Origin of the sequence: Cellulomonas fimi (assembly GCF_012952065.1) — a bacterium.
Lineage (GTDB): Bacteria > Actinomycetota > Actinomycetes > Actinomycetales > Cellulomonadaceae > Pengzhenrongella > Pengzhenrongella fimi_A.
In genome coordinates this window covers 91,967-109,997 of record NZ_JABCJJ010000008.1, presented here as the reverse complement: position 1 = coordinate 109,997, position 18,031 = coordinate 91,967, and the positions used below count along the sequence as shown (strand labels likewise).

The 18,031-nt window shown below is 73.6% G+C and carries 16 protein-coding genes and 1 pseudogene; 8 read left to right on the top strand and 9 right to left on the bottom strand.

Annotated elements, in window-relative coordinates:
- Positions 1–33 precede the first annotated feature (33 nt).
- Positions 34–651 carry a DUF4352 domain-containing protein gene (locus tag HIR71_RS07470; protein WP_169324431.1) on the bottom strand — a complete coding sequence of 206 codons (618 nt, stop codon included), beginning with the start codon at positions 649–651 and terminating at the stop codon, positions 34–36.
- Between the two features lie 514 nt (positions 652–1,165).
- Here HIR71_RS07470 and HIR71_RS07465 point away from each other — a divergent pair.
- Positions 1,166–1,357, top strand: a complete 192-nt coding sequence (locus HIR71_RS07465; RefSeq protein WP_169324430.1) for a hypothetical protein — start codon at positions 1,166–1,168, stop codon at positions 1,355–1,357.
- A gap of 56 nt (positions 1,358–1,413) precedes the next feature.
- Positions 1,414–1,857: a hypothetical protein gene (locus tag HIR71_RS07460; protein WP_169324429.1), complete on the top strand. Its 444-nt coding sequence runs from the start codon at positions 1,414–1,416 to the stop codon at positions 1,855–1,857.
- A gap of 256 nt (positions 1,858–2,113) precedes the next feature.
- Here the strand turns inward: HIR71_RS07460 and HIR71_RS07455 are convergent, their stop codons facing one another.
- The 5 genes and pseudogenes from HIR71_RS07455 to HIR71_RS07435 form a co-directional block, all read right to left on the bottom strand.
- Positions 2,114–3,325 (bottom strand): HAAS signaling domain-containing protein, encoded by a 1,212-nt coding sequence (locus HIR71_RS07455; RefSeq protein ID WP_169324428.1) that lies wholly within the window; start codon positions 3,323–3,325, stop codon positions 2,114–2,116.
- The gene (locus HIR71_RS07450) at positions 3,322–3,651 is read right to left on the bottom strand and encodes a PadR family transcriptional regulator (protein ID WP_169324427.1); all 330 of its coding nucleotides are present in this window, start codon (positions 3,649–3,651) and stop codon (positions 3,322–3,324) included. Before HIR71_RS07450 ends, HIR71_RS07455 begins: the two co-directional genes overlap by 4 nt.
- Positions 3,652–3,765: 114 nt before the next feature.
- Positions 3,766–4,103: pseudogene (locus HIR71_RS07445) on the bottom strand (YnfA family protein).
- Positions 4,100–6,472, bottom strand: a complete 2,373-nt coding sequence (locus HIR71_RS07440) for an LLM class flavin-dependent oxidoreductase (protein ID WP_169324426.1) — start codon at positions 6,470–6,472, stop codon at positions 4,100–4,102. The pseudogene HIR71_RS07445 and the gene HIR71_RS07440 overlap by 4 nt, the downstream one beginning before the upstream one ends.
- Before the next feature lie 14 nt (positions 6,473–6,486).
- Entirely contained in the window at positions 6,487–7,419 is a 933-nt protein-coding gene (locus HIR71_RS07435) for an LLM class flavin-dependent oxidoreductase (RefSeq protein ID WP_169324425.1), read from the bottom strand.
- A 109-nt stretch (positions 7,420–7,528) separates the two neighbouring features.
- On the opposite strand from HIR71_RS07435, the gene HIR71_RS07430 reads away from it, so the two are divergent.
- On the top strand, positions 7,529–8,089 hold the full coding sequence (locus tag HIR71_RS07430) for a MarR family winged helix-turn-helix transcriptional regulator (protein WP_169324424.1): 561 nt from the start codon (positions 7,529–7,531) through the stop codon (positions 8,087–8,089).
- A gap of 171 nt (positions 8,090–8,260) precedes the next feature.
- Here HIR71_RS07430 and HIR71_RS16410 read toward each other — a convergent pair whose 3' ends face one another.
- On the bottom strand, positions 8,261–8,524 hold the full coding sequence (locus HIR71_RS16410; protein ID WP_311836162.1) for an ArsR/SmtB family transcription factor: 264 nt from the start codon (positions 8,522–8,524) through the stop codon (positions 8,261–8,263).
- Between the two features lie 46 nt (positions 8,525–8,570).
- On the opposite strand from HIR71_RS16410, the gene HIR71_RS07420 reads away from it, so the two are divergent.
- Positions 8,571–10,535, top strand: coding sequence for a heavy metal translocating P-type ATPase (locus tag HIR71_RS07420; RefSeq protein ID WP_282959250.1), 1,965 nt, complete (start codon positions 8,571–8,573; stop codon positions 10,533–10,535).
- 223 nt (positions 10,536–10,758) lie between these two features.
- Here HIR71_RS07420 and HIR71_RS07415 read toward each other — a convergent pair whose 3' ends face one another.
- Complete coding sequence (locus HIR71_RS07415) at positions 10,759–12,405, bottom strand: phytoene desaturase family protein (RefSeq protein WP_169324422.1); 1,647 nt, start codon at positions 12,403–12,405, stop codon at positions 10,759–10,761.
- A gap of 273 nt (positions 12,406–12,678) precedes the next feature.
- On the opposite strand from HIR71_RS07415, the gene HIR71_RS07410 reads away from it, so the two are divergent.
- The 4 genes from HIR71_RS07410 (at position 12,679) to HIR71_RS17415 (ending at position 17,402) form a co-directional block, all read left to right on the top strand.
- Entirely contained in the window at positions 12,679–13,971 is a 1,293-nt protein-coding gene (locus tag HIR71_RS07410) for an MFS transporter (protein WP_311836161.1), read from the top strand.
- Positions 13,972–14,364: 393 nt separating this feature from the next.
- Positions 14,365–15,027 carry a phosphotransferase family protein gene (locus HIR71_RS07405; RefSeq protein WP_311836165.1) on the top strand — a complete coding sequence of 221 codons (663 nt, stop codon included), beginning with the start codon at positions 14,365–14,367 and terminating at the stop codon, positions 15,025–15,027.
- A 138-nt stretch (positions 15,028–15,165) separates the two neighbouring features.
- Positions 15,166–15,585: a ChaB family protein gene (locus HIR71_RS07400; RefSeq protein ID WP_169324421.1), complete on the top strand. Its 420-nt coding sequence runs from the start codon at positions 15,166–15,168 to the stop codon at positions 15,583–15,585.
- Between the two features lie 683 nt (positions 15,586–16,268).
- Positions 16,269–17,402 carry a GGDEF domain-containing protein gene (locus HIR71_RS17415; RefSeq protein WP_169324420.1) on the top strand — a complete coding sequence of 378 codons (1,134 nt, stop codon included), beginning with the start codon at positions 16,269–16,271 and terminating at the stop codon, positions 17,400–17,402.
- Positions 17,403–17,457: 55 nt separating this feature from the next.
- On the opposite strand, the gene HIR71_RS07390 is transcribed toward HIR71_RS17415, so the two are convergent.
- Positions 17,458–18,012: a DinB family protein gene (locus HIR71_RS07390; RefSeq protein WP_169324419.1), complete on the bottom strand. Its 555-nt coding sequence runs from the start codon at positions 18,010–18,012 to the stop codon at positions 17,458–17,460.
- Between the last annotated feature and the right edge of the window lie 19 nt (positions 18,013–18,031).

Here is an 18,031-nt window from a genome sequence, read left to right as displayed (position 1 = left end):
AGCCGCTGACGACCCAATCGACTCGACCGACGCTCAGGAGCCGGCGATAGACACGTCGACTCCGCCGGAGAACAACGAATCGTGCAGCTCGATTCTGTCCAGGACCGTCCCCGGGGGGACGTCGAACAGCAGGGGCGCGCCCACGATGGTGTTGCCGGGGTTGATGTCCTCTAGGAAGAAGTCCGAGGCACCCTCCAGGGAGAACAGTGCGTCACTGCTCGGCTCGTACTTCTGACCCTTGTCGTTGTAGAGGACCTGGCCACCAGTGGAGAGCATCTGCGGCTCGTCTCCGATATTGGTGACGTTCAGGCGGACGACGAGGTACTCACCCTGAGCTGTCTCCTCCGTGAAGCCTTCACCAATCGTGGGCCCAACCCGCTCGACGGAGGTGACCGTGAACTCGAACTTCCCGTCCCGCACCGGGCTACCGATCACGGCCACTGCCGGCTCAGGGGCTGGCGCAACGGGCTCGGGCTGGGCGGGAGCCCCGGCGGCGGGCGCGCTCGGCTCAACGTCCGCCACGGGAGTCTCACTGTCCCCGCCGCCTCCGAGGTTGCCAATGATGATGAAGAGCAGGACGACGCCCGCGACGATGCCCCAGACGAGACCCTTCTTGGACCTTCTCCGCGGAGAGTCGCCGCTTGCGGGCACCCAGAGCTGGTGGCCGGGGGGCGGGGGGCCCCAAGCCGGGTCCGGCTGCCAGCCGCTCGGCGGCGTCCACCCGGCGGGCGGCTGGGGCCAGTTGGGCGGGGGGTTGTAGTTCATCGGCTGGCTGGACACTCGGAGTACCCCGTTTTCGATTTCAATCAGGACCGGCAGGCTCCATCACCATCGGCACCGGTGTCGTTGATTTGAGCGAAGTGGTGAGGGTCGCACCGGCCAACTCACCCGAGGCCTCGGCCGGGAGCTTGCTGTAGAGCGTGTGTGAGCTGGCCGCCGCAGTCCGCGAAGAGTCCGCTGCACGTCCGCGACGGCAGAACGGGTGACAACGGCCCGCGGCCCCCTCGCCCGTTCAGATTCGGTCTGACCCGCTACGCCACCGCTGCTCAAGAAGAGCCGCTGCCGAGCGCGAACCAGGGGCTTCGCGGCGTGGCGCGGCCGGGCGATCGAACCGGTCGTCCGGGGCGCCCTCGGGCGGCTCCTGCCGGACGAGCACTGGCCGTCGGTGGCACACGTCGGCGGGTGGTGGCCACGCACCAACACACCCGAGATCGCCAAGCTCGCCCGCGACGCCGTGTCGGTGCCGGGCGTCACGGTCGGGACGCCGATCGTCGCGGTGTCGCCCGCAGGGGTCGTCGACGGCACGCCGGTCGCCGGCGCCTGGACCGCCGCGGACCTCCTGGCCGCCTGGCCGTGACCCGCATGAGGGCGTGGGCGCGAGATGCCAACCCTTCAGATCTCTAGGCTTCGGTCATGTTCTGGAGTCGGGACAAGAAGATCGCCGCGGGCGTCCTGGCGAGCAGCGTCGCCGTCATCGCCGGCCTGTCACTCCTCGGTGGTGGGACCATCCGGGCGTGCAGCGCCGTCGGCTACGCCGACATCTCACCGATCCAGCTCCAGTTCGACCCCGGTGTCGAGGTCGACGCCGTCGCGGCCTGCTTCGGAACGGACTGTGAACCGGTGATCCTCGCCGGCACGAACGGCCGCTGGTCCGTGCCACAGACGCAGGAGTACCTCCAGGGCGCCCAGCCGGGCAGCATCACGCACGTCGCCGTTCGAGCGGAGGCCGACGGGGAGGTCGTCGCCGACCGGGTCGTCGAGCTCTCCAGCGAACGCGTCGATGGATCTGGGTGGCCGGAGTGCCCCGGACCTCACCGCTACCTCCCGGCCGTCGTCGGTGTGGCTCCCGCCGCGTGATGGCGGGGTGCTTTGCGTGCGGCGTAGGCGGGCCGCTTGCGCTGGCGTCGTCGGGACCCTGAGGCGGCACGACTGGCACCTGCGACGCCCCGTGTGCGGACAGGCGCTTGATCGCGCGGTCCCGGTTGGTGACTGACAGCTGCGGGACGCGGCCCAGGTCGGTCGGCGACAGTCGCCCTGGTTCCTGACTGACTGGCGATCGACCGGTCCGAGGCGCGCCGCGTCAGGACGTGCCTGACCCCTTCACTTGGGGGGCTCAGCCGGCAGCGGACGGCGCGACGGGCTCGGGCGTCGACGGTGCGACGCCCGCTGCGGGGTCCGTCGGGCCTCCGTTCGTCTCGGCGGTTCCGTCCGTGGTCGGCGCCGAGCCTGTGTCGTCGGTCGCGCCCTCGGCTGCCGCCGACGCCCCCGGCACGGCGACCGGCGGCCGGGTGGTGAACGGCCAGTCCGGCTCGACGAGCAGCCCGTCAGCGTCGTCCCGCAGCCGGAGCCCGTTCGTCTCCCAGTACCGGTCGAGATCGAACGCTCCCTCTGGTGCACTGCGCAGCGGGTAGACGTTCCAGCGCAGCACGCCGTCGGCTCCGGGTGCGCCGGTGCGGAAGAGCGGCTCGTCGGAGCCCCCGGGCCAGTACTGCTGCTGCCTCCACAGATCGCCGCCGTACGGCTCAGTGGTGACCGGGCGGCCGTCCTGGTCGACGATCTGCGCTCCGTCGACGGGCTCGCCATCGGCGTCGTAGACGAACAGGTTCGTCGCGCGCTCGCCCCCGGCGACGACGCCGTCCACGGCCGGCGCGTCCACCGCGGCCCGCAGCGACGCCAGCTCGTTCCGTTGCGCGCTGGGCACCCAGAGCAGGAGCACGACGCTCGCGACAGCCGATCCCGCGCTCACGAGCCTCAGCAGCCGGTGCCACCGCGGGCCGGTCCGCCACCGGCCGCGCCCCCACTGCGCGCTGGCGACGACCGCCGTCACCAGCACTGCCCAGCCGGCGAACGTGGACGGCAGCCAGAACGCCGGGTACGGCTCGACGGCCGCGACCTGCAGCACCAGGTGCGCGATCGTCCATCCGCGCAGGACCCACCACGCCGGGCGGAGGGCGACGAGGAGGTCCTCGACACCCGGGAACCAGCGTGTCGCGCGCAGCCGCGCGAGCGCCGCGCGGTCGATCTCCCGAAACGCACGCCACGGGGCGGCCAGCGCGGCGCGCAGCACGCCGTCGCGCTGCTCTGCGGCCGGTGCGAGACCGGCGGCGGCACGGAGCTCTCTCGCGTAGACGTCGGGTGAACCGAACTCGTCGACGAGGCTCCCCCGGGGCGCGCGGCCGGCGTCGGCCAGCGCGTCGGCGAGGTTCGCCTCGAGTCCGTCGGTGAGGTCGTCGACCTGGTCGGGGCCCAGATCCGCCAGCGCGGCGCGCACCTGCTCGGCGTACTGCGCGATGTCCGTCGCGACACCGGTGTCCATGGCGGTCATCGCCCCTCCTCGGTCCTCAGCAGGCGGGTCATCGTCGCCGCGAACTCGTCCCAGTCCTTGCGCTGGGCCTCGAGCATCGCCCGGCCCTGGGCGTTGATCCCGTAGTACTTGCGGTGGGGTCCCTCGTCGCTCGGAACGACATACGAGGTCAGCGCCCCTGCCGCGTACAGCCGCCGCAGGGTGCCGTACACGGAGGCGTCGGCGACCTCGTCGATGCCGGCCGCGCGCAGGCGGCGCACGACGTCGTACCCGTAGCCGTCCTCGTCGTCGACGACGGCCAGGACCGCGACGTCGAGCACGCCCTTGAGCAGCTGCGTGGTGTCCACGCGACCTCCGCTCCCCCGCCCACCGGCGGGACGTGTGGTGCGGACGCCGCGCGGCGCCCGCACGAGGCACACTACTGCGTTTGGTGGACTACTGTCCACGGCACGGAACGCCGGTCATGTCGCTCGGGGTGCATACATGATCACGGCGACCCCGGCGAGGCAGATCAAGGCGCCGACGACGTCGTACCGGTCGGGCCGGAACCCGTCCATCACCATGCCCCACGCCAGCGAGCCGGCGACGAACACGCCTCCGTAGGCGGCGAGGATGCGCCCGAAGTGCGCGTCCGGCTGCAGGGTCGCGACGAAGCCGTACAGCCCGAGCGCGATGACGCCGGCGCCGATCCAGACCCAGCCGCGGTGCTCGCGCACCCCTTGCCAGACCAGCCAGGCCCCCCGATCTCCGCCGTCGCGGCCAGGGCGAACAGCACGAGCGAGCGCAGGAGGTCTGTCACTCGGGCATCGTCGCAGACGCGCCCCGCTCGACGACGGCTCGGGTCACGGCGCCCGTGCGCGGGACAGCGGCGCGCAGCTCGACGCCGGCGCTCGGCGTGCCTGCGCTCGGCGTGCCGGCGCTCGGCTCGACCACGACGTTGTCGCGGAAGACGTTCTCCGGGTCGTACCGCCGCTTGACGTCGCGCAGCCGGGCCAGGGTCCGGGGCGGGTAGGCGTCGAGGAGCCGCTCCGGGCGGGTGTCGGTCTCGAAGCTGACGTACAGGCCGGTGAAGTGCCGCCGCATCGCGTCCCAGGCCGCGTCCAGCCGGGCGGGGCTCGCGCCCATCGCGACGACCTGGAAGTTCGCCGAGCGGTGGGCGAACGCGGTGGCGTCGGGGTCGACGTCGCCGGTCGCACCGCCCATGGCGCGGACCTGGAACCAGTACGCGGCACCGCTCGCGACCAGACGCGCGGCATCCTGGGCGAACCCGGGCGTGAGGTGCTCGAGCAGGCCGGAGCGACTGACCGGTTCGCCCTGGCCCTCGTGGGCCCCCTCGGGCGCGGTGACGACGCCGGCGTACGGCGTGATCCGGACCTGCTGCCCGAGCAGCGGGGCGAGGTTCGCGAGCGGCTGCAGGCGCGCGAGGATCGTCTCGGCGTCGTCAGAGTCGACGACGGTCATGGTCTGGGCGAGCACCCGGCCCTCCCGCGGGCGGCCGATGATGAGGAAGCTCGTCAGGTCCCGCGGTGCGGCCTCGACGGCGGCACCCCACCGCTGCAGGAAGTCCGCGGTGTCGGTCGCGTCGTGGACGAGCTGGGCGAAGCCGACGTCGCCGACCTCGTCGGCCTGGAACTCGAACGCGGTGACGATGCCGACGCTGAAGCCGGCGCCTCGGACGGCCCAGAAGAGGTCCGGGTTCTCGGTCTCGCTCACGCGGACCGCGGTGCCGTCCGCGAGGACGAGCTCGGCGGCGCGCAGGTGGTCGATGGTCAGCCCGTGCCGGCGACCCAGGAACCCGATGCCGCCCGCGACGCCGAGCCCGCCGACCCCGACGCCGCCGTGGTCACCGGAGCTCAGCGCCCAGCCGAGCGGGTGCAGGGATTCGGCGACGTCGCCCCAGCGGGCGCCCGGCTCGATCCGGACGGTTCGGCTGGTCGCGTCGAGGACCTCGATCCGGTTCATGCGGGACAGGTCGATGATGATGCCGCCGTCGTTGGTCGACCGGCCGGAAATGCCGTGCCCGCCGCTGCGGACGGACAGCGGCACGGGCTGGCGGCGGGCGAAGGCCAGCGCGTCGGCGACCTCCGCGGCGTCGTGCACGCGGAGCACCAGGCCGGGCGACCCACCGCGCAGGTACCCCGAGCGGACGGTCGGGTAGACGGCGTCGCCCGGCTCGACGGCGGCCTCCCGCAGGCCGGCGGGGATGCCGGCGTAGTCGACGCCATCCCGGCGCCGTACCCGGACGTGGATGCTCGGCACGGACCCGACCGCGGTGCCCGCGGTCGAGCGTTCGGCGTCGACCGCCGCGCGCAGGGCCGGGGCGACCTCCGCGGCGAACCGGCGCAGCACCTCGGCGTCGTCGGTCGCGAGGACGAGCGTGCCGACGCCGTCCCGGACGACGAGCGGGAGCAGCTCGTCGACCCACTGACCTGCGGGGCCGACGAGGAACCCGTCGCGGGTGTCGGCGAAGCGGCCCGAGACGTTCGCGATCCGGCGGATCTCCCGGGGGTCGCGGCCCGCCGCGGCGGCGGCCGCGTCGATGCGGTCGTTGCCGGCCGCGAGCTCGCGCAGGCTCGCGGTGCCGCCGGGCACCACCCACCCGTCGGCGGTCTCGCCGATCAGCCGCAGCATGCGCGGCCTGCCGCCGCCGACCCAGACCGGGATGTTGTGCGCGGGCGCCGGTCCGCCCGCTGCGCCCGCCAGCCGGTGGTGCTCGCCGTCGAGCCTGAGCCGCGACCCGGCGTCGCCGGCCCAGATACCGCGCATGACGTCGATCGCCTCGCGGAGGGCGTCGACCGACTCCCCCGCGGTCAGTCGCGGGACGCCCATGCCCGCCATCGCGTCCCAGAAGAAGCCGGCGCCCAGCGCCAGCTCGACCCGTCCGCGGGACATCAGGTCCAGGCTCGCCGCAGCCCGCGCGAGCACGGCCGGGGGCCGCATCGGCACGTTGAGGACGTTCGGCGCGAGGTGGATGCGCGTGGTCCTCGCCGCGACCCAGCTCAGCAGGGTCCACGCGTCGTGGAACCGCGGCTGGTCGGGGTGGTCCTGGAAGGTGACGAGGTCGTAGTCGAGGTCCTCGCTGAGGCGGGCGAGCTCGACCGGAGCCTGGGGACGGTCGTTCGTCGGCGTGAGGAAGGTGCCGAGCAGCAGGGGGTGGCCGTAGTCCACGTCCGTCTCCCGGGTCAGTTCGCGGAGCGGGGGACGCCCGGGCCGCTCGCGGTGCCGCGTTCGGCGTCGACCAGCGCGCGCACCGCCGGAGCGATCTCCTGGCCGACGACGGTGAGCGTGGCTGGGTCGTCGCCCATGACGACGTAGGCGCTGAAGCCGTGCTCGATCGTCAGCGCGGCGAGCTGCTCGGCCCACTGCTCGGGCGGGCCGACGAGCAGCCGGTCGCTCGCGGCGTGCGTGAGCTGGCCGCCGACGTTGAGCAGACGGCGCACGGCGCGGGGCTCGCGGCCCGCCGCGGTCGCCGCCTCGTCGATGATCGCGTTCGCGTCCGCGAGGTCCTGAAGGCTCGCGACGTAGCTCAGCGACGGGAGCCACCCGTCGCCCTTGCGCCCGATCAGACGCAGCATCCGGGGCTTGTAGGCGCCGATCCAGACGCCGATGTCGTGGGCGGGCGCGGGCCCGCGCTTGGCCCCGTCGACGCGGTGGTAGGTGCCGTCGACGACGAGGCGCGACCGGTCGTCGGCGTCCCAGATGCCGCGGATGATGTCGATCGCCTCGTCGAGGGCTTCGACGCTCTGGCCGGGCGTCAGGCGCCGGCCGCCCATCCCCTCGATGGCGTCCCAGAACCCGCCGGCGCCCAGCCCGAGCTCGAGCCGTCCGCCGCTGAGCAGGTCCAGGCTCGCGGCCGCGCGGGCCAGCACCGCCGGCGGCCGGAGCGGGAGGTTCGTCACGTTGGCTGCGACGTGGATGCGCTCGGTCACCGCGGCGACCCAGCTCAGGAGCGTCCAGGTGTCGAGGTACCGCGGCTGGTACGGGTGGTCCTGGAACGTGGCGAGGTCCAGCCCTACCCGCTCGCTGAGCTGGGCAAGCGCGACGACGCGGTCCGGCGCCGTGTTGGTCGGTGTGATGAACGACCCGAACAAGAGGTCGTGCCCGTAGTCGGTCATCGTGTCCTTTCGCCGGGACTGGGTCCCTCGGCTCACACTGTGCTGTAGCACAGACGATATGTCGTGGAGATGCTTTGTCCAACAGCACGACGGTCGGTACGATTCCCGGATGAGCACCGTTCCGGAGGACCGTGGGCCCGGCGAGCGCACCGAGGACTTCGGGTGGTCGCTCGTCGTCCTGCTCCGTGCCTACCAGGCCGGCGTCACCGCCGCGCTGGGCGACGTGCCGCACGGCCACCGCGGGTACCAGGTGCTCAGCACGGTGGTGCACGGGGACCAGCCGAGCCAGCTCGCGCTCGCCGCCCACCTCGGGATCGACCGCACGGTCATGACCTACCTCATCGACGACCTCGTCGCGGCCGGCCTGGTCGAGCGGCGGCCCAACCCTCAGGACCGGCGGCAGCGCAAGATCGTCGCGACCGCGGACGGCACCCGGACCCTGGCCGACCTCGAGCGGCGGGTCGACGACGCCCAGGACCGCATCCTGTCGGCCCTGGCACCCCGCGAGCGCGAGACGCTCTGCACCCTCGTCCGGCGCGTCGCGCGCGACACCCGTGGCGCCGACAGCCCGGGCGACCCGTGCGCCGTCGTCGACGAGGCGCTCGACCCGCGCCTGCCGTCCGCCGGGCGTCCTCCACCTGGACGAGGTCGTCCGGCGAGACGTCCCTGAGCAGGAACCCCGACGCGCCCGCCCGCACCGCGGAGCAGACGTCCTCGTCGAGGTCGAAGGTCGTCAGCGCGACCACGCGCGGCAGCGTCTGCGGCCCGGCCATGATCCGCCGCGTCGCCGAGCACGTCGATGCCGGCGCGCTCGAGGGTGAGCCCGAACCCTGTCGCGGGATCAGGCCGTCTCGTCGGACTGGTCGGGAGCTCCGAGGCGCAGGTGCTCGGCGTGGAACACGGCTTCGTCGAGGAGCTGGGCGACGTGGTAGTCGTGCAAGGCGTAGGTGATAGAGCGTCCCGATCGCCGGCCTTGGACGAGCCCGAGGTGGCGCAGCATGCGCAACTGGTGGGACACGGCGGACTGTTCCATCTCCACGGCCTCGGCGAGCTGGCCGATGAGCTCGACGCTGTCCGCCTCGCCTCCCCAGGTGAACCACGACACCGCAAGAACTCGTGGGCCCCGATCGGGCCTGTGGGTGGTGCTGTCGATGGCCGAGGTGCGCTGGGCGGCCGCCGCCACGGTGCTCTTCGCGATCGGCGGCGCTCTCCAGCTCGCCGGCGCGCCACCGGTGGTGTGGTGGGCCTTCTACCTGGCCTGCTACGTGACCGGCGGGTGGGAACCCGCACTGGCAGGACTGCAGGCTCTGCGCGCGAGGACGCTCGACGTCGACCTGCTGATGATCGTCGCCGCGCTCCTCGCCGCAGCGATCGGACAGGTCTTCGAGGGGGCGCTGCTGATCGTCATCTTCGCGACCTCCGGGGCGCTGGAGGCGTTCGTGACCCGGCGTACCGCCGACTCGGTCCGCGCCCTGCTCGACCTGGCCCCCGAGCAAGCGACACGAGTCCACCCTGGCGACATCGAGGAGCAGGTCGACACCGCGGATCTCGCCATCGGCGACGTCGTCCTGGTGCGACCCGGGGAACTGGTCGGCGCCGACGGGGAGGTCATCGACGGAGCCAGCGAGGTCGACCAGGCCTCCATCACCGGCGAGCCGATGCCGGTGCTCAAGGAAACCGGCGACGAGGTGTTCGCCGGGACCCTGAACGGCACCGGCGCGCTGCGCATCCGCGTGAACCGAGCCGCGACCGACTCGGTGGTGGCCCGGATCGTGGCGATGGTCGAAGAGGCATCGGCCACGAAGGCGAAGACACAACTCTTCATCGAGAAGGTCGAGCAGCGCTACTCGGTCGGTGTCGTCGTCTCCACCTTGCTGATCTTCGGTGTTCCGCTGGCCCTCGGCGCGGCTTTTGAGCCGACCCTGCAACGAGCGATGACCTTCATGATCGTTGCCTCGCCGTGCGCGGTGGTGCTGGCCACCATGCCCCCGCTGCTCTCCGCGATCGCCAACGCCGGCCGGCACGGCCTGCTGGTGAAGTCCGCGGTGGTGATGGAGACCTTCCGCGAGGTCACGCTCGTCGCGTTCGACAAGACCGGCACCCTGACCGAAGGCACCCCCCGGGTCGCCGACGTCAGGCCCCTGCCCGCCGGAAGGCTCGACGAGAACGAGGTCCTCCGCTGTGCCGCTGCCGCCGAACGACCCAGCGAGCACCCACTGGCGCGCGCGATCGCTGCAGCCGCCCATGACAGGGATCTGAACCTGCCTCACGCCCAGGACTTCTCCTCGACCCCCGGGCGCGGGGTCACCGCAACCGTCGAGGGCCGCGTGGTCCGGGTCGGCTCACCGGCGCTGCTGACCGACCCTGCGGTCGCAGCCGCCAACAAGGGGTCCGAGGACGCCCGGGACGTCGTCGCCGAGCTGGAGGCGTCCGGGCGTACCGCAGTCGTCGTCGTGGTCGACGACGTACACGTGGGGGTCCTCGGTCTGGCCGACCAGCTGCGACCGGACGCCCGCGCCACCGTGGCCGCGCTGACCGCCTTGACGGGCGCCACCCCGGTGCTGCTGACCGGGGACAACCACGGCGCCGCCACCCGACTGGCCCAGGAGGTCGGGATCACCGACGTCCGCGCAGGTCTCCTGCCCGCCGACAAGGTCACCCACGTCAAGGCGCTCCAGGCAGCAGGTCACCGGGTGCTCCTGGTCGGCGACGGTGTCAACGACGCACCCGCGATGGCCGCCGCCAATCTCGGCGTGGCCATGGGCCGCCACGGGTCAGACCTCGCCCTGGAAACCTCCGACGCGGTCATCGTCCGCGACGAGCTCGCCATCCTGCCCAAGATCATCGACCTGTCCGGGCGGGCCCACCGCGTGGTCAAGGCCAACCTGACGTTCGCCGCGACCGTCATCGCGGTCCTCGTCGTCTGGGACATCGGCTGGATCCTGCCGCTACCCCTCGGTGTCGCCGGCCACGAAGGCTCCACCATGGTCGTCGGTCTGAACGGGCTACGCCTGCTCCGTGCGGGGGTCTGGCGCCGCGCCGGTTCCAGACCCCCCGCAGCAGTTCCTGGAGCCGCAAGCACCGAGCACCCGCTCGCACTGTCGGCGAGAAGCTGATGGCCCATCGCAAACGCATCAAGTGCTGCCGTGCCACGCCCCGCTGCAAGAGCTGCCCCCTGCTCGAGCTCCGGCGCACCCAGAAGCCTCGAAGTCCCCAGGCCGACGGCGGCCGCCCACGGGGGCGGTGAATCGCTCGCGGACGCAGCTACGGGCCGCCTCCGCGAGCCAAGTGACTCATCGACTGCCTGGCGCCGTCACGACCGCGGCGCCGGGCTCCTCCTCAGGGGCAGGCGCCGCCGCCGGTAGAGGCGCTGTCCAGCAGCGCCATCGCGGCCGACCTGCCGGGGATGCCGCTCACTCCCCCACCCCGACGCGCCCCCGCGCCGCAGAGCAGCACGCGGTCGTGCTCGGTGGCCACGCCCCACCGCTCGGCCGGCGACCGGGCGGCGGACGACCGGGCCGCTGATGATGGGGCCTCGCCGTCGTCCTCCAACCAAGGCCACTGCAGGTCGCCGTGGAAGATGTGCCCGCCCGGCAGCGCGACGTCGTGCTCGAGGTCGACGGGCGAGCGCACCTCGAGGCACGGGCGGCCGTCGGCGTCCAGGGCGAGGCAGTCCTCGATCGGCTCCGCGAGCACCGAGTCCAGCGAACGCAGCGTGGCCGCGAGCGCCGTCGCCCGTGCGCCGTCGGGTTCGGCACGGAACAGGCGGGCGGGCATGTGGAGGCCGAAGAGGGTGAGCGTGTGGTGGCCCGTGTCGCGCAGCTCCGGGCCGAGGATCGACGGGTCGGTGAGGGTGTGGCAGTAGATCTCGGCCGGCGGGAGCGCCGGGATGCGGCCCGCCGCAGCCTCGGCGTAGGCGGTCGCGAGCTGCTCGTACGACTCGTTGACGTGGAAGGTCCCCGCGAAGGCGGCCGCGGGATCCACCGCCGCGTCCCGGAGCCGGGGCAGCCGGCGGAGCACCATGTTGACCTTGAGCTGGCTGCCCTCCGGGCCGACGTCGGCCGGCTCGCGCCCCAGGAGCCCGTCGAGCACGCGTGGGGCGGCGTTCACCAGGACGTGACCGGCGCCGACCGCGTGCTCGCGTCCGTCGTCGTCGGTCCACACCACCTCCGCGCCGTCGGAGCCCGGGTGCACGGCGGTCACGATCGCCCGGGTCAGCAGCTCCGCGCCGCCCGCGCGCGCCGCGCCCGTGAGCGCGTCGACCACCGCGCCCATGCCGCCCACAGGCACGTCCCAGTCCCCCGTCCCACCCCCGATCACGTGGTAGAGGAAGCAGCGGTTCTGGACGAGCGTCGGGTCGTGGGCGTCGGCGAACGTCCCGATCAGCGCGTCGGTGAGCACGACGCCGCGCACGACGTCGTGGCCGAACGTCCGCTCGACGAGGCGCCCGAGCGGGGCGTGCAGGTCGGCCCACCACTCCTCGCCGACGGCGGCGCGCACCTCGGCCGACGTCGGGAGCGGCCCGGTCACGGTCGGGAACAACGCCTGCGCGAGGGCGTGCGTCCGCGCGGCGAACGCCTGCCAGGCGGCGTGGTCCGCGCCCGCGCCGAGGGCCGCGAACGAGCGCCGGGTGCCGTCGTCGTCGCCGGTGTCCACCAGGAGGCCGCGCGCCGGGTCGCCGGGCGCCGGCGTGTACGACGACACCCGCCGACGCCGCAGCTCGAGCCGCAGCCCGAGCTCGTCCCGGATCGCCCGCGGCAGGAGCGAGACGAGGTAGGAGTACCGCGACAACCGGGCGTCGACGCCGCGGAACACGCGGTGCGACCCGGTCGCGCCGCCCAGGTGGTCCGCGCGCTCGAGGACGAGCACGCTGCGCCCGGCGCGAGCGAGGTAGGCCGCGGCGGTCAGCCCGTTGTGCCCACCCCCGACGACGACGACGTCGTACCTGCTCCGTGTCACGGCGCCTCCCCGGGCGCGGCGGCGCATCGACCGACCCGCGCCCGGGGTTCGGCTGATGAGGTCTGCGACATCTCGGTGGGCACGGCACTCCGTCTCGGTCGTCGGCGGCTGCGGTGATCGTACGAGCACGCGCCGGCCCGCCGAGAGCGGCACCCTCGGACGGGGTCATCCCGTTGGCCGTGCCGAGGGTCACAGGCCGCGTCCGGCCGAGACGATGTGACCATAGAAGTCCCGCCGCTCCACCGACGCGCGGGCACGAGGCGCTGCGGCCTCAGCTCGACCCACCACCCGAGGAAGCCAGTGACGCGCGCCACCACGACACCTGCCGGCACGATCCCCGCCAGCACGATCGCCGGTCCCGGCCCCGGCCCCGGCCCCGAACGACTCTGGAGCCGGGACCTCGTGCTCGCCTCGCTGGCGAACCTGTTCCTGGCCTTCGTCTTCTACTCGCTCATGACGACGATGGCGCTCTACGCGGTCGAGCGGTTCGAGGCGTCGGACACCGAGGGCGGGCTCGCGTCGAGCATGTTCGTCATCGGCGCCGTCGCGGCGCGGCTGGTCGCGGGCAACCTCGCGGACCTCGTGGGTCGACGCCGGATGCTGGTCCTCTCGCTCGTCGTGTTCGTCCTCGCGTCGGCCGCCTACCTCGGGGCCGACTCGTTCGGCCTGCTGCTGACCGTGCGCGCGGTGCACGGGGTCGCGTTCGCGCTCGCGAGCACCGCCGCGATGGCGATCGCGCAGTCGCTCATCCCGGCCTCGCGCCGCGCCGAGGGGACCGGCTACTTCACGCTCAGCACCACGGTGGCCACCGCCGTCGGCCCCTTCCTCGCGCTCGTCCTGGTGCACGGGCCGGGCTACACCGCGCTCTTCGTGGCGGGCACCGTGGCGTCCGTCCTCGGGATGCTCGTCGCGCTGCTGCTCCGCACGCCCGACCGCCCCCTGGCCGCCGACGAGCGCGCGCGCCTGCTCCGCTTCCACCCCAAGGACATGCTGCACCCGGACGTCCTGCCGGTCGCCGCGTTCATGTTCGTGCTGGCCGTGAGCTTCTCCAGCGTCCTGACCTTCCTCAACTCGTACGCCGAGGAGCGCGAGCTGCAGACCGGCGCGAGCCTGTTCTTCCTCGTCTACGCGGTGGTGCTGTTCGGGGCGCGGCTCGTGGCCGGTCGGATCCAGGACCGGCGTGGCGACAACGTCGTCGTCTACGTCGCGATCACGGCGTTCGCGCTCGGCCTCGCCGCGCTTGCGCTCGCCCGCACGGACGCGCTGGTCGTGGTGGCCGGGGCGCTCATCGGCCTCGGCTACGGGACGCTGATGTCGTCCATCCAGGCGGTGGCGGTCGGACGGGTCCCGATGCAGCGCGTGGGCGCCGCGATCTCGACGCACTTCTTCATGGTCGATCTCGGCGTCGGGGTCGGGCCGGTCGTGCTGGGCCTGGCGCTCAGCCGGCTCGGGTTCGACGGCCTGTACCTCGCGCTCGCGGGCGTCGTGGTGCTCTCGGCCGCGCTGTACCACCGCGTCCACGGCCGCACCGACACCGGGCGCGGCCTCGTGGCGGCGGCTGGGGCGAACCGGCCCGCACAGCCGCGCGCGTGACGCGAGGGGCCGCCGAGGCTGCTGAGCCGCCTCACCGGTCACCGGCGCAACACCCGTCCCACGCGCGGCTGTGAGGTCCACCGGCCTGGCCGGACGCAGCCCGGTGTGGTGCAGTGGCCCCGTGGACGCCGTCGAGCTGGCCCGCCGCTTCGGTCTCACGGGCGCGGCGCGGCTCTCCGACGGCCCGGTCGCTCGCGGCCGGCAGGGCCGCGTGTGGCGGCTGGACACGTCCGACGGCGCGTGGGCGGCGAAGGTCCCGCTGCGACGGACAGATGAGGACGAGGTGCGCGCAGCGACCGCGCTCGCGGAGGCGGCGCACGACGCCCGACGCCCGCCGTCCGCCGCACGACCGAGGGCCACGTCCTCGCCGTCGTCGGCGGCACGCAGGTCAGGCTGTACGAGTGGGTCGACCTCCTGCCGCCTGACCCCCTCCTGGATCCGGCTCAGGTCGGCACGGTCCTGGCGCGCCTCCACCGGGTCCCGGACCCCGCGGGCGACGCACCGCCCAGCCCACCGGACCCCTGGTCGACCGATCCGGTGGGCTCAGGCCGCTGGGACGAGCTGGTCACGCTGCTCCGCGCCGAGCGCGCGCCGTTCGCGGAGCGGCTGGCGGACCTCCGCGACGAGCTCGTCGCGCTCGAGTCGTGGCTCGAGCCGCCGGACACGCTCCGCTCGTGCCACCGCGACCTGTGGGCCGACAACCTTCTCGCCACCGCGACATCAGGGGTCTGCGTCGTCGACTGGGAGAACAGCGGCCCCGCTGATCCGAGCCACGAGCTGGCGATGGTGCTCTTCGAGTTCGCCCGCAGCGACGTCGGTCGTGCCCGCGCCCTGCTCGAGGCGTACCGGTCCGCAGGGGGCCCGGCGCGCGTCACGCGCCGAGGCCACTTCACCATGCTGATCGCCCAGCTGGGCCACATCACCGAGGTCGCCGCGAGCGACTGGCTGACGCCGAACCCACGCTCCCCCGGCCGCGCGGACTCCGCGGCCTGGATCAGCGAGGTCTTCGACGAGCCCCACACCCGCGCCGTCCTGGACCGCCTGCTCGAGGCCTGACTCCACCTCGGCATTTGGGCGCGAAGCGTTCACGCGCCCCCTGACCAGCCGCCGACGCGCGCGTGCGTACGGGTCGGCCTAGCGTCGGTCGTACGACCACCTCGGGGTGGACCGGTGCCCGCACGAGAGGAGACCGCCGTGCCGAAGACCACGAAGAGCGGATCGGCCAAGAAGGAGGAGCTGCCGAGCACCCTCGAGCGCTCGGAGCCCAAGGCGCAGCGGACGTTCGCCAAGGCGCACGACGCGGCGGCGCAGGAGTACGGCGAGGGCGAGCGCGCGCACCGCACGGCGTACTCGGCGCTCAAGCACTCGTACGAGAAGGTCGGCGACCACTGGGAACCGAAGGACGAGAAGGGACCGTCGGACGCGAAGGCACCCGGCGGGCGCGGCACCCGGGCCGAGACGGCGGGCGGTGTGGACGCCAACGCGTCGAAACAGCACCTGTACGACGTCGCGAAGCGGCTCGACATCCGGGGCCGGTCGTCGATGAGCAAGGGCGAGCTCGTGGACGCGATCCAGAAGGCGAACGACCGGGAGACCCGGAGGGCGCGCTCCTGAGGGGTGCCGGCCGGGCGCCCGGGGGGCTGACGTGCGATCGGGCCACGGCGAGCGGTCCGGCGGCTGGCGGTCCCGCGGCTGTCGGTCCGGCGGCTGCCAGTCCGGCGGCTGTCGGTGACGGCGTGTCGACGCGGGACCCGGCGACGCCGCGCACCTACCCTTGGAACGCAGCGAAGGCCCCTCGGAGTAGGCGTCCGAGGGGCCTTGCTGTCGATCGTCCGTCACACGGACCGGTTGCCCGGCGGTGTCCCGAGGCCGCGCTGACGGTGCGGCTCCGTCCCGGCACCCCGGTTGCCCGCGGGCGGGACGGCGAACGATCAGGTCTTCCGGACCGTCTGGACACCTGCGTCGTCATCCGCAGCTCTCCGGGTCTCCCCGTCGAGATGGTCCGCCGTTCTCCGGTCGACCCGGCCTCCCGGTCCCCGTCGCGTCCTGCGGGTCTCCCCGCTCTCTGCTCCGGTCCGTCGAGGCCGATGTGAGAGTTCTAGCCCCCCCTGGACAGCGCCCGCAAGACCTTCCGTGGACGACTTTCCCCGGACCTCCTCGCCCACAGGCTCATCCACAGCTGTGTGCGTCTGGGCGGTGAATGGCGCACAGCCCTGTGGAGGAAAGATGTGCACACGCCGCGTGCGTTCGCCCGCCGGACTCCTCCACACCAGCGCTCCTGCTGTCGATAGGGCAGCGTGACCACCGACCCGGGACCGGGTGCAGCCCCCGGCGTGCCCCTCGCCGGCGACCCGCGCACGCCGCCCGCGACCGCCCTGCTGCGACGCCTGCCGGCGTGGGCTCGGACGGGCACCGACGACGTGGTGGCCGGCCGGGCCCTGCTGGCGCTCACCGGCGCCGTGATCCTCACGACGGCCCCGCTGCTGGATCTCGAGAGCTCGCAGTGGACACCGCTCGTCGCGGTGTCGGGCGCCATGGCCGCCGCGCTCCTGGTCAGCCTCGTCCTGCCGTGGTCGCGCCTGCCCGCCGGGGCGTCGACCGCGTTCCCGACGGCCTGCCTGCTCGCGCTCCTCGCGCTGGGTCTGACCTCCGAGGGGGTCGCGAGCACCTACGTCGGGGTCATCGCGCTCGTGTTCGGCTACGCCGGGCTGTTCCACGGCTCGCGCGTCGGCCGCCTGCTGCTGCCGCTCGCCCTCGTGACCTACCTGTCCATGTTCACCACCTTCACCAACGCGACCTACGTGCGCACCGCCGTGTGGGCCGCGTTCTGGATCGCGTCGAGCGAGGTGCTCGTCGCGATGTCGGCCCAGCAGCGCACGGCGGCAGCCCTGCTCGACCGCGCGAACCGCACCGACTCGCTCACCTCGCTCGAGAACCGGCGGGGCCTCGACCTGCGCCTCGCCGCGCTCCAACCCGGCGACTGCCTCGCGCTGTGCGACCTCGACCACTTCAAGGCGGTCAACGACTCGCGCGGGCACGCGTACGGCGACCTCGTGCTCGAGCGGTTCGGTCACGCCATCGCGCAGTTCCTGCGGCGCCGCGACCACGCCGCGCGGTACGGCGGCGAGGAGTTCGTGCTGCTCTTCGCCCAGACCTCGCCCGAGCAGGCCGTCACCGCGCTCGAGGCGCTGCGGCGCGAGTGGCTCACGGCCCCGCTGCCCGACGACGGCGCACCGGTCACGTTCTCCGCGGGAGTCGCGTCGTTCGAGGGCGACCGCTCGGTGGACGAGGTGCTGCGCGGCGCGGACACCGCGCTCTACGCCGCCAAGGCCGCGGGCCGCGACCGCTTCGAGCTCGCCGCGTGGGACACCCCTTCCGACGCAGGCAGCGACGTTCCGCCGGTGCACCTGCGCGAGGCGCGACGCAGCTGACGGAGGGGCGTGTGCCGGCCGACGTGCGCGGGCCGCGGCCGGTCCAAGGTGCCGCTCAGGCGCCGACGTCGTGGGTGTGGTGGACCACGTCGTGGAGGTAGTACTGCCCGAGCGTGCGCACCGTGAACCGCGAGCCGTTGGACCGCCGCCCGGGCCGGTCGAGCGCGTCGGCCGGCACGGCGTCGAACAGGTCGGCCAACGCCAGGGCGGCGGTCGCCAGCTCGTCGGCGACCCGGGCCGGGTCCTGGCTCCAGTACTCGCCCGCGAGCGCCGCCGCGTCCTGGTCCCAGTCGGCGAACTGCGGGTCGTCGTCGTCGAGCATGGCCGCGAGCCGCCCGGCGAACACGTGGTTGACGTCGCGGACGTGCGCGCCGTACTCGAGCACCGACCAGGTCTGCGGCCGGGGACGGTCCCGGACGTCGGGTCGGGCGAGCGCGGCGCGCCAGCGGGGGACGAGGTCACGCACGGCCGGGCCGATGTCGTCGACCGCGACGTCGGCGGCGACGAACCCGCACTCGGGGCAGGGCCGCTCGAGGACCCAGGTCCAGTCCTTCGTGTCGGCGGCCGGCGGAGCGGGGGCGGTGCGGTGCGGTGAGGGCGCGTCGGTCATCCCCGCACCGTAACCGGTG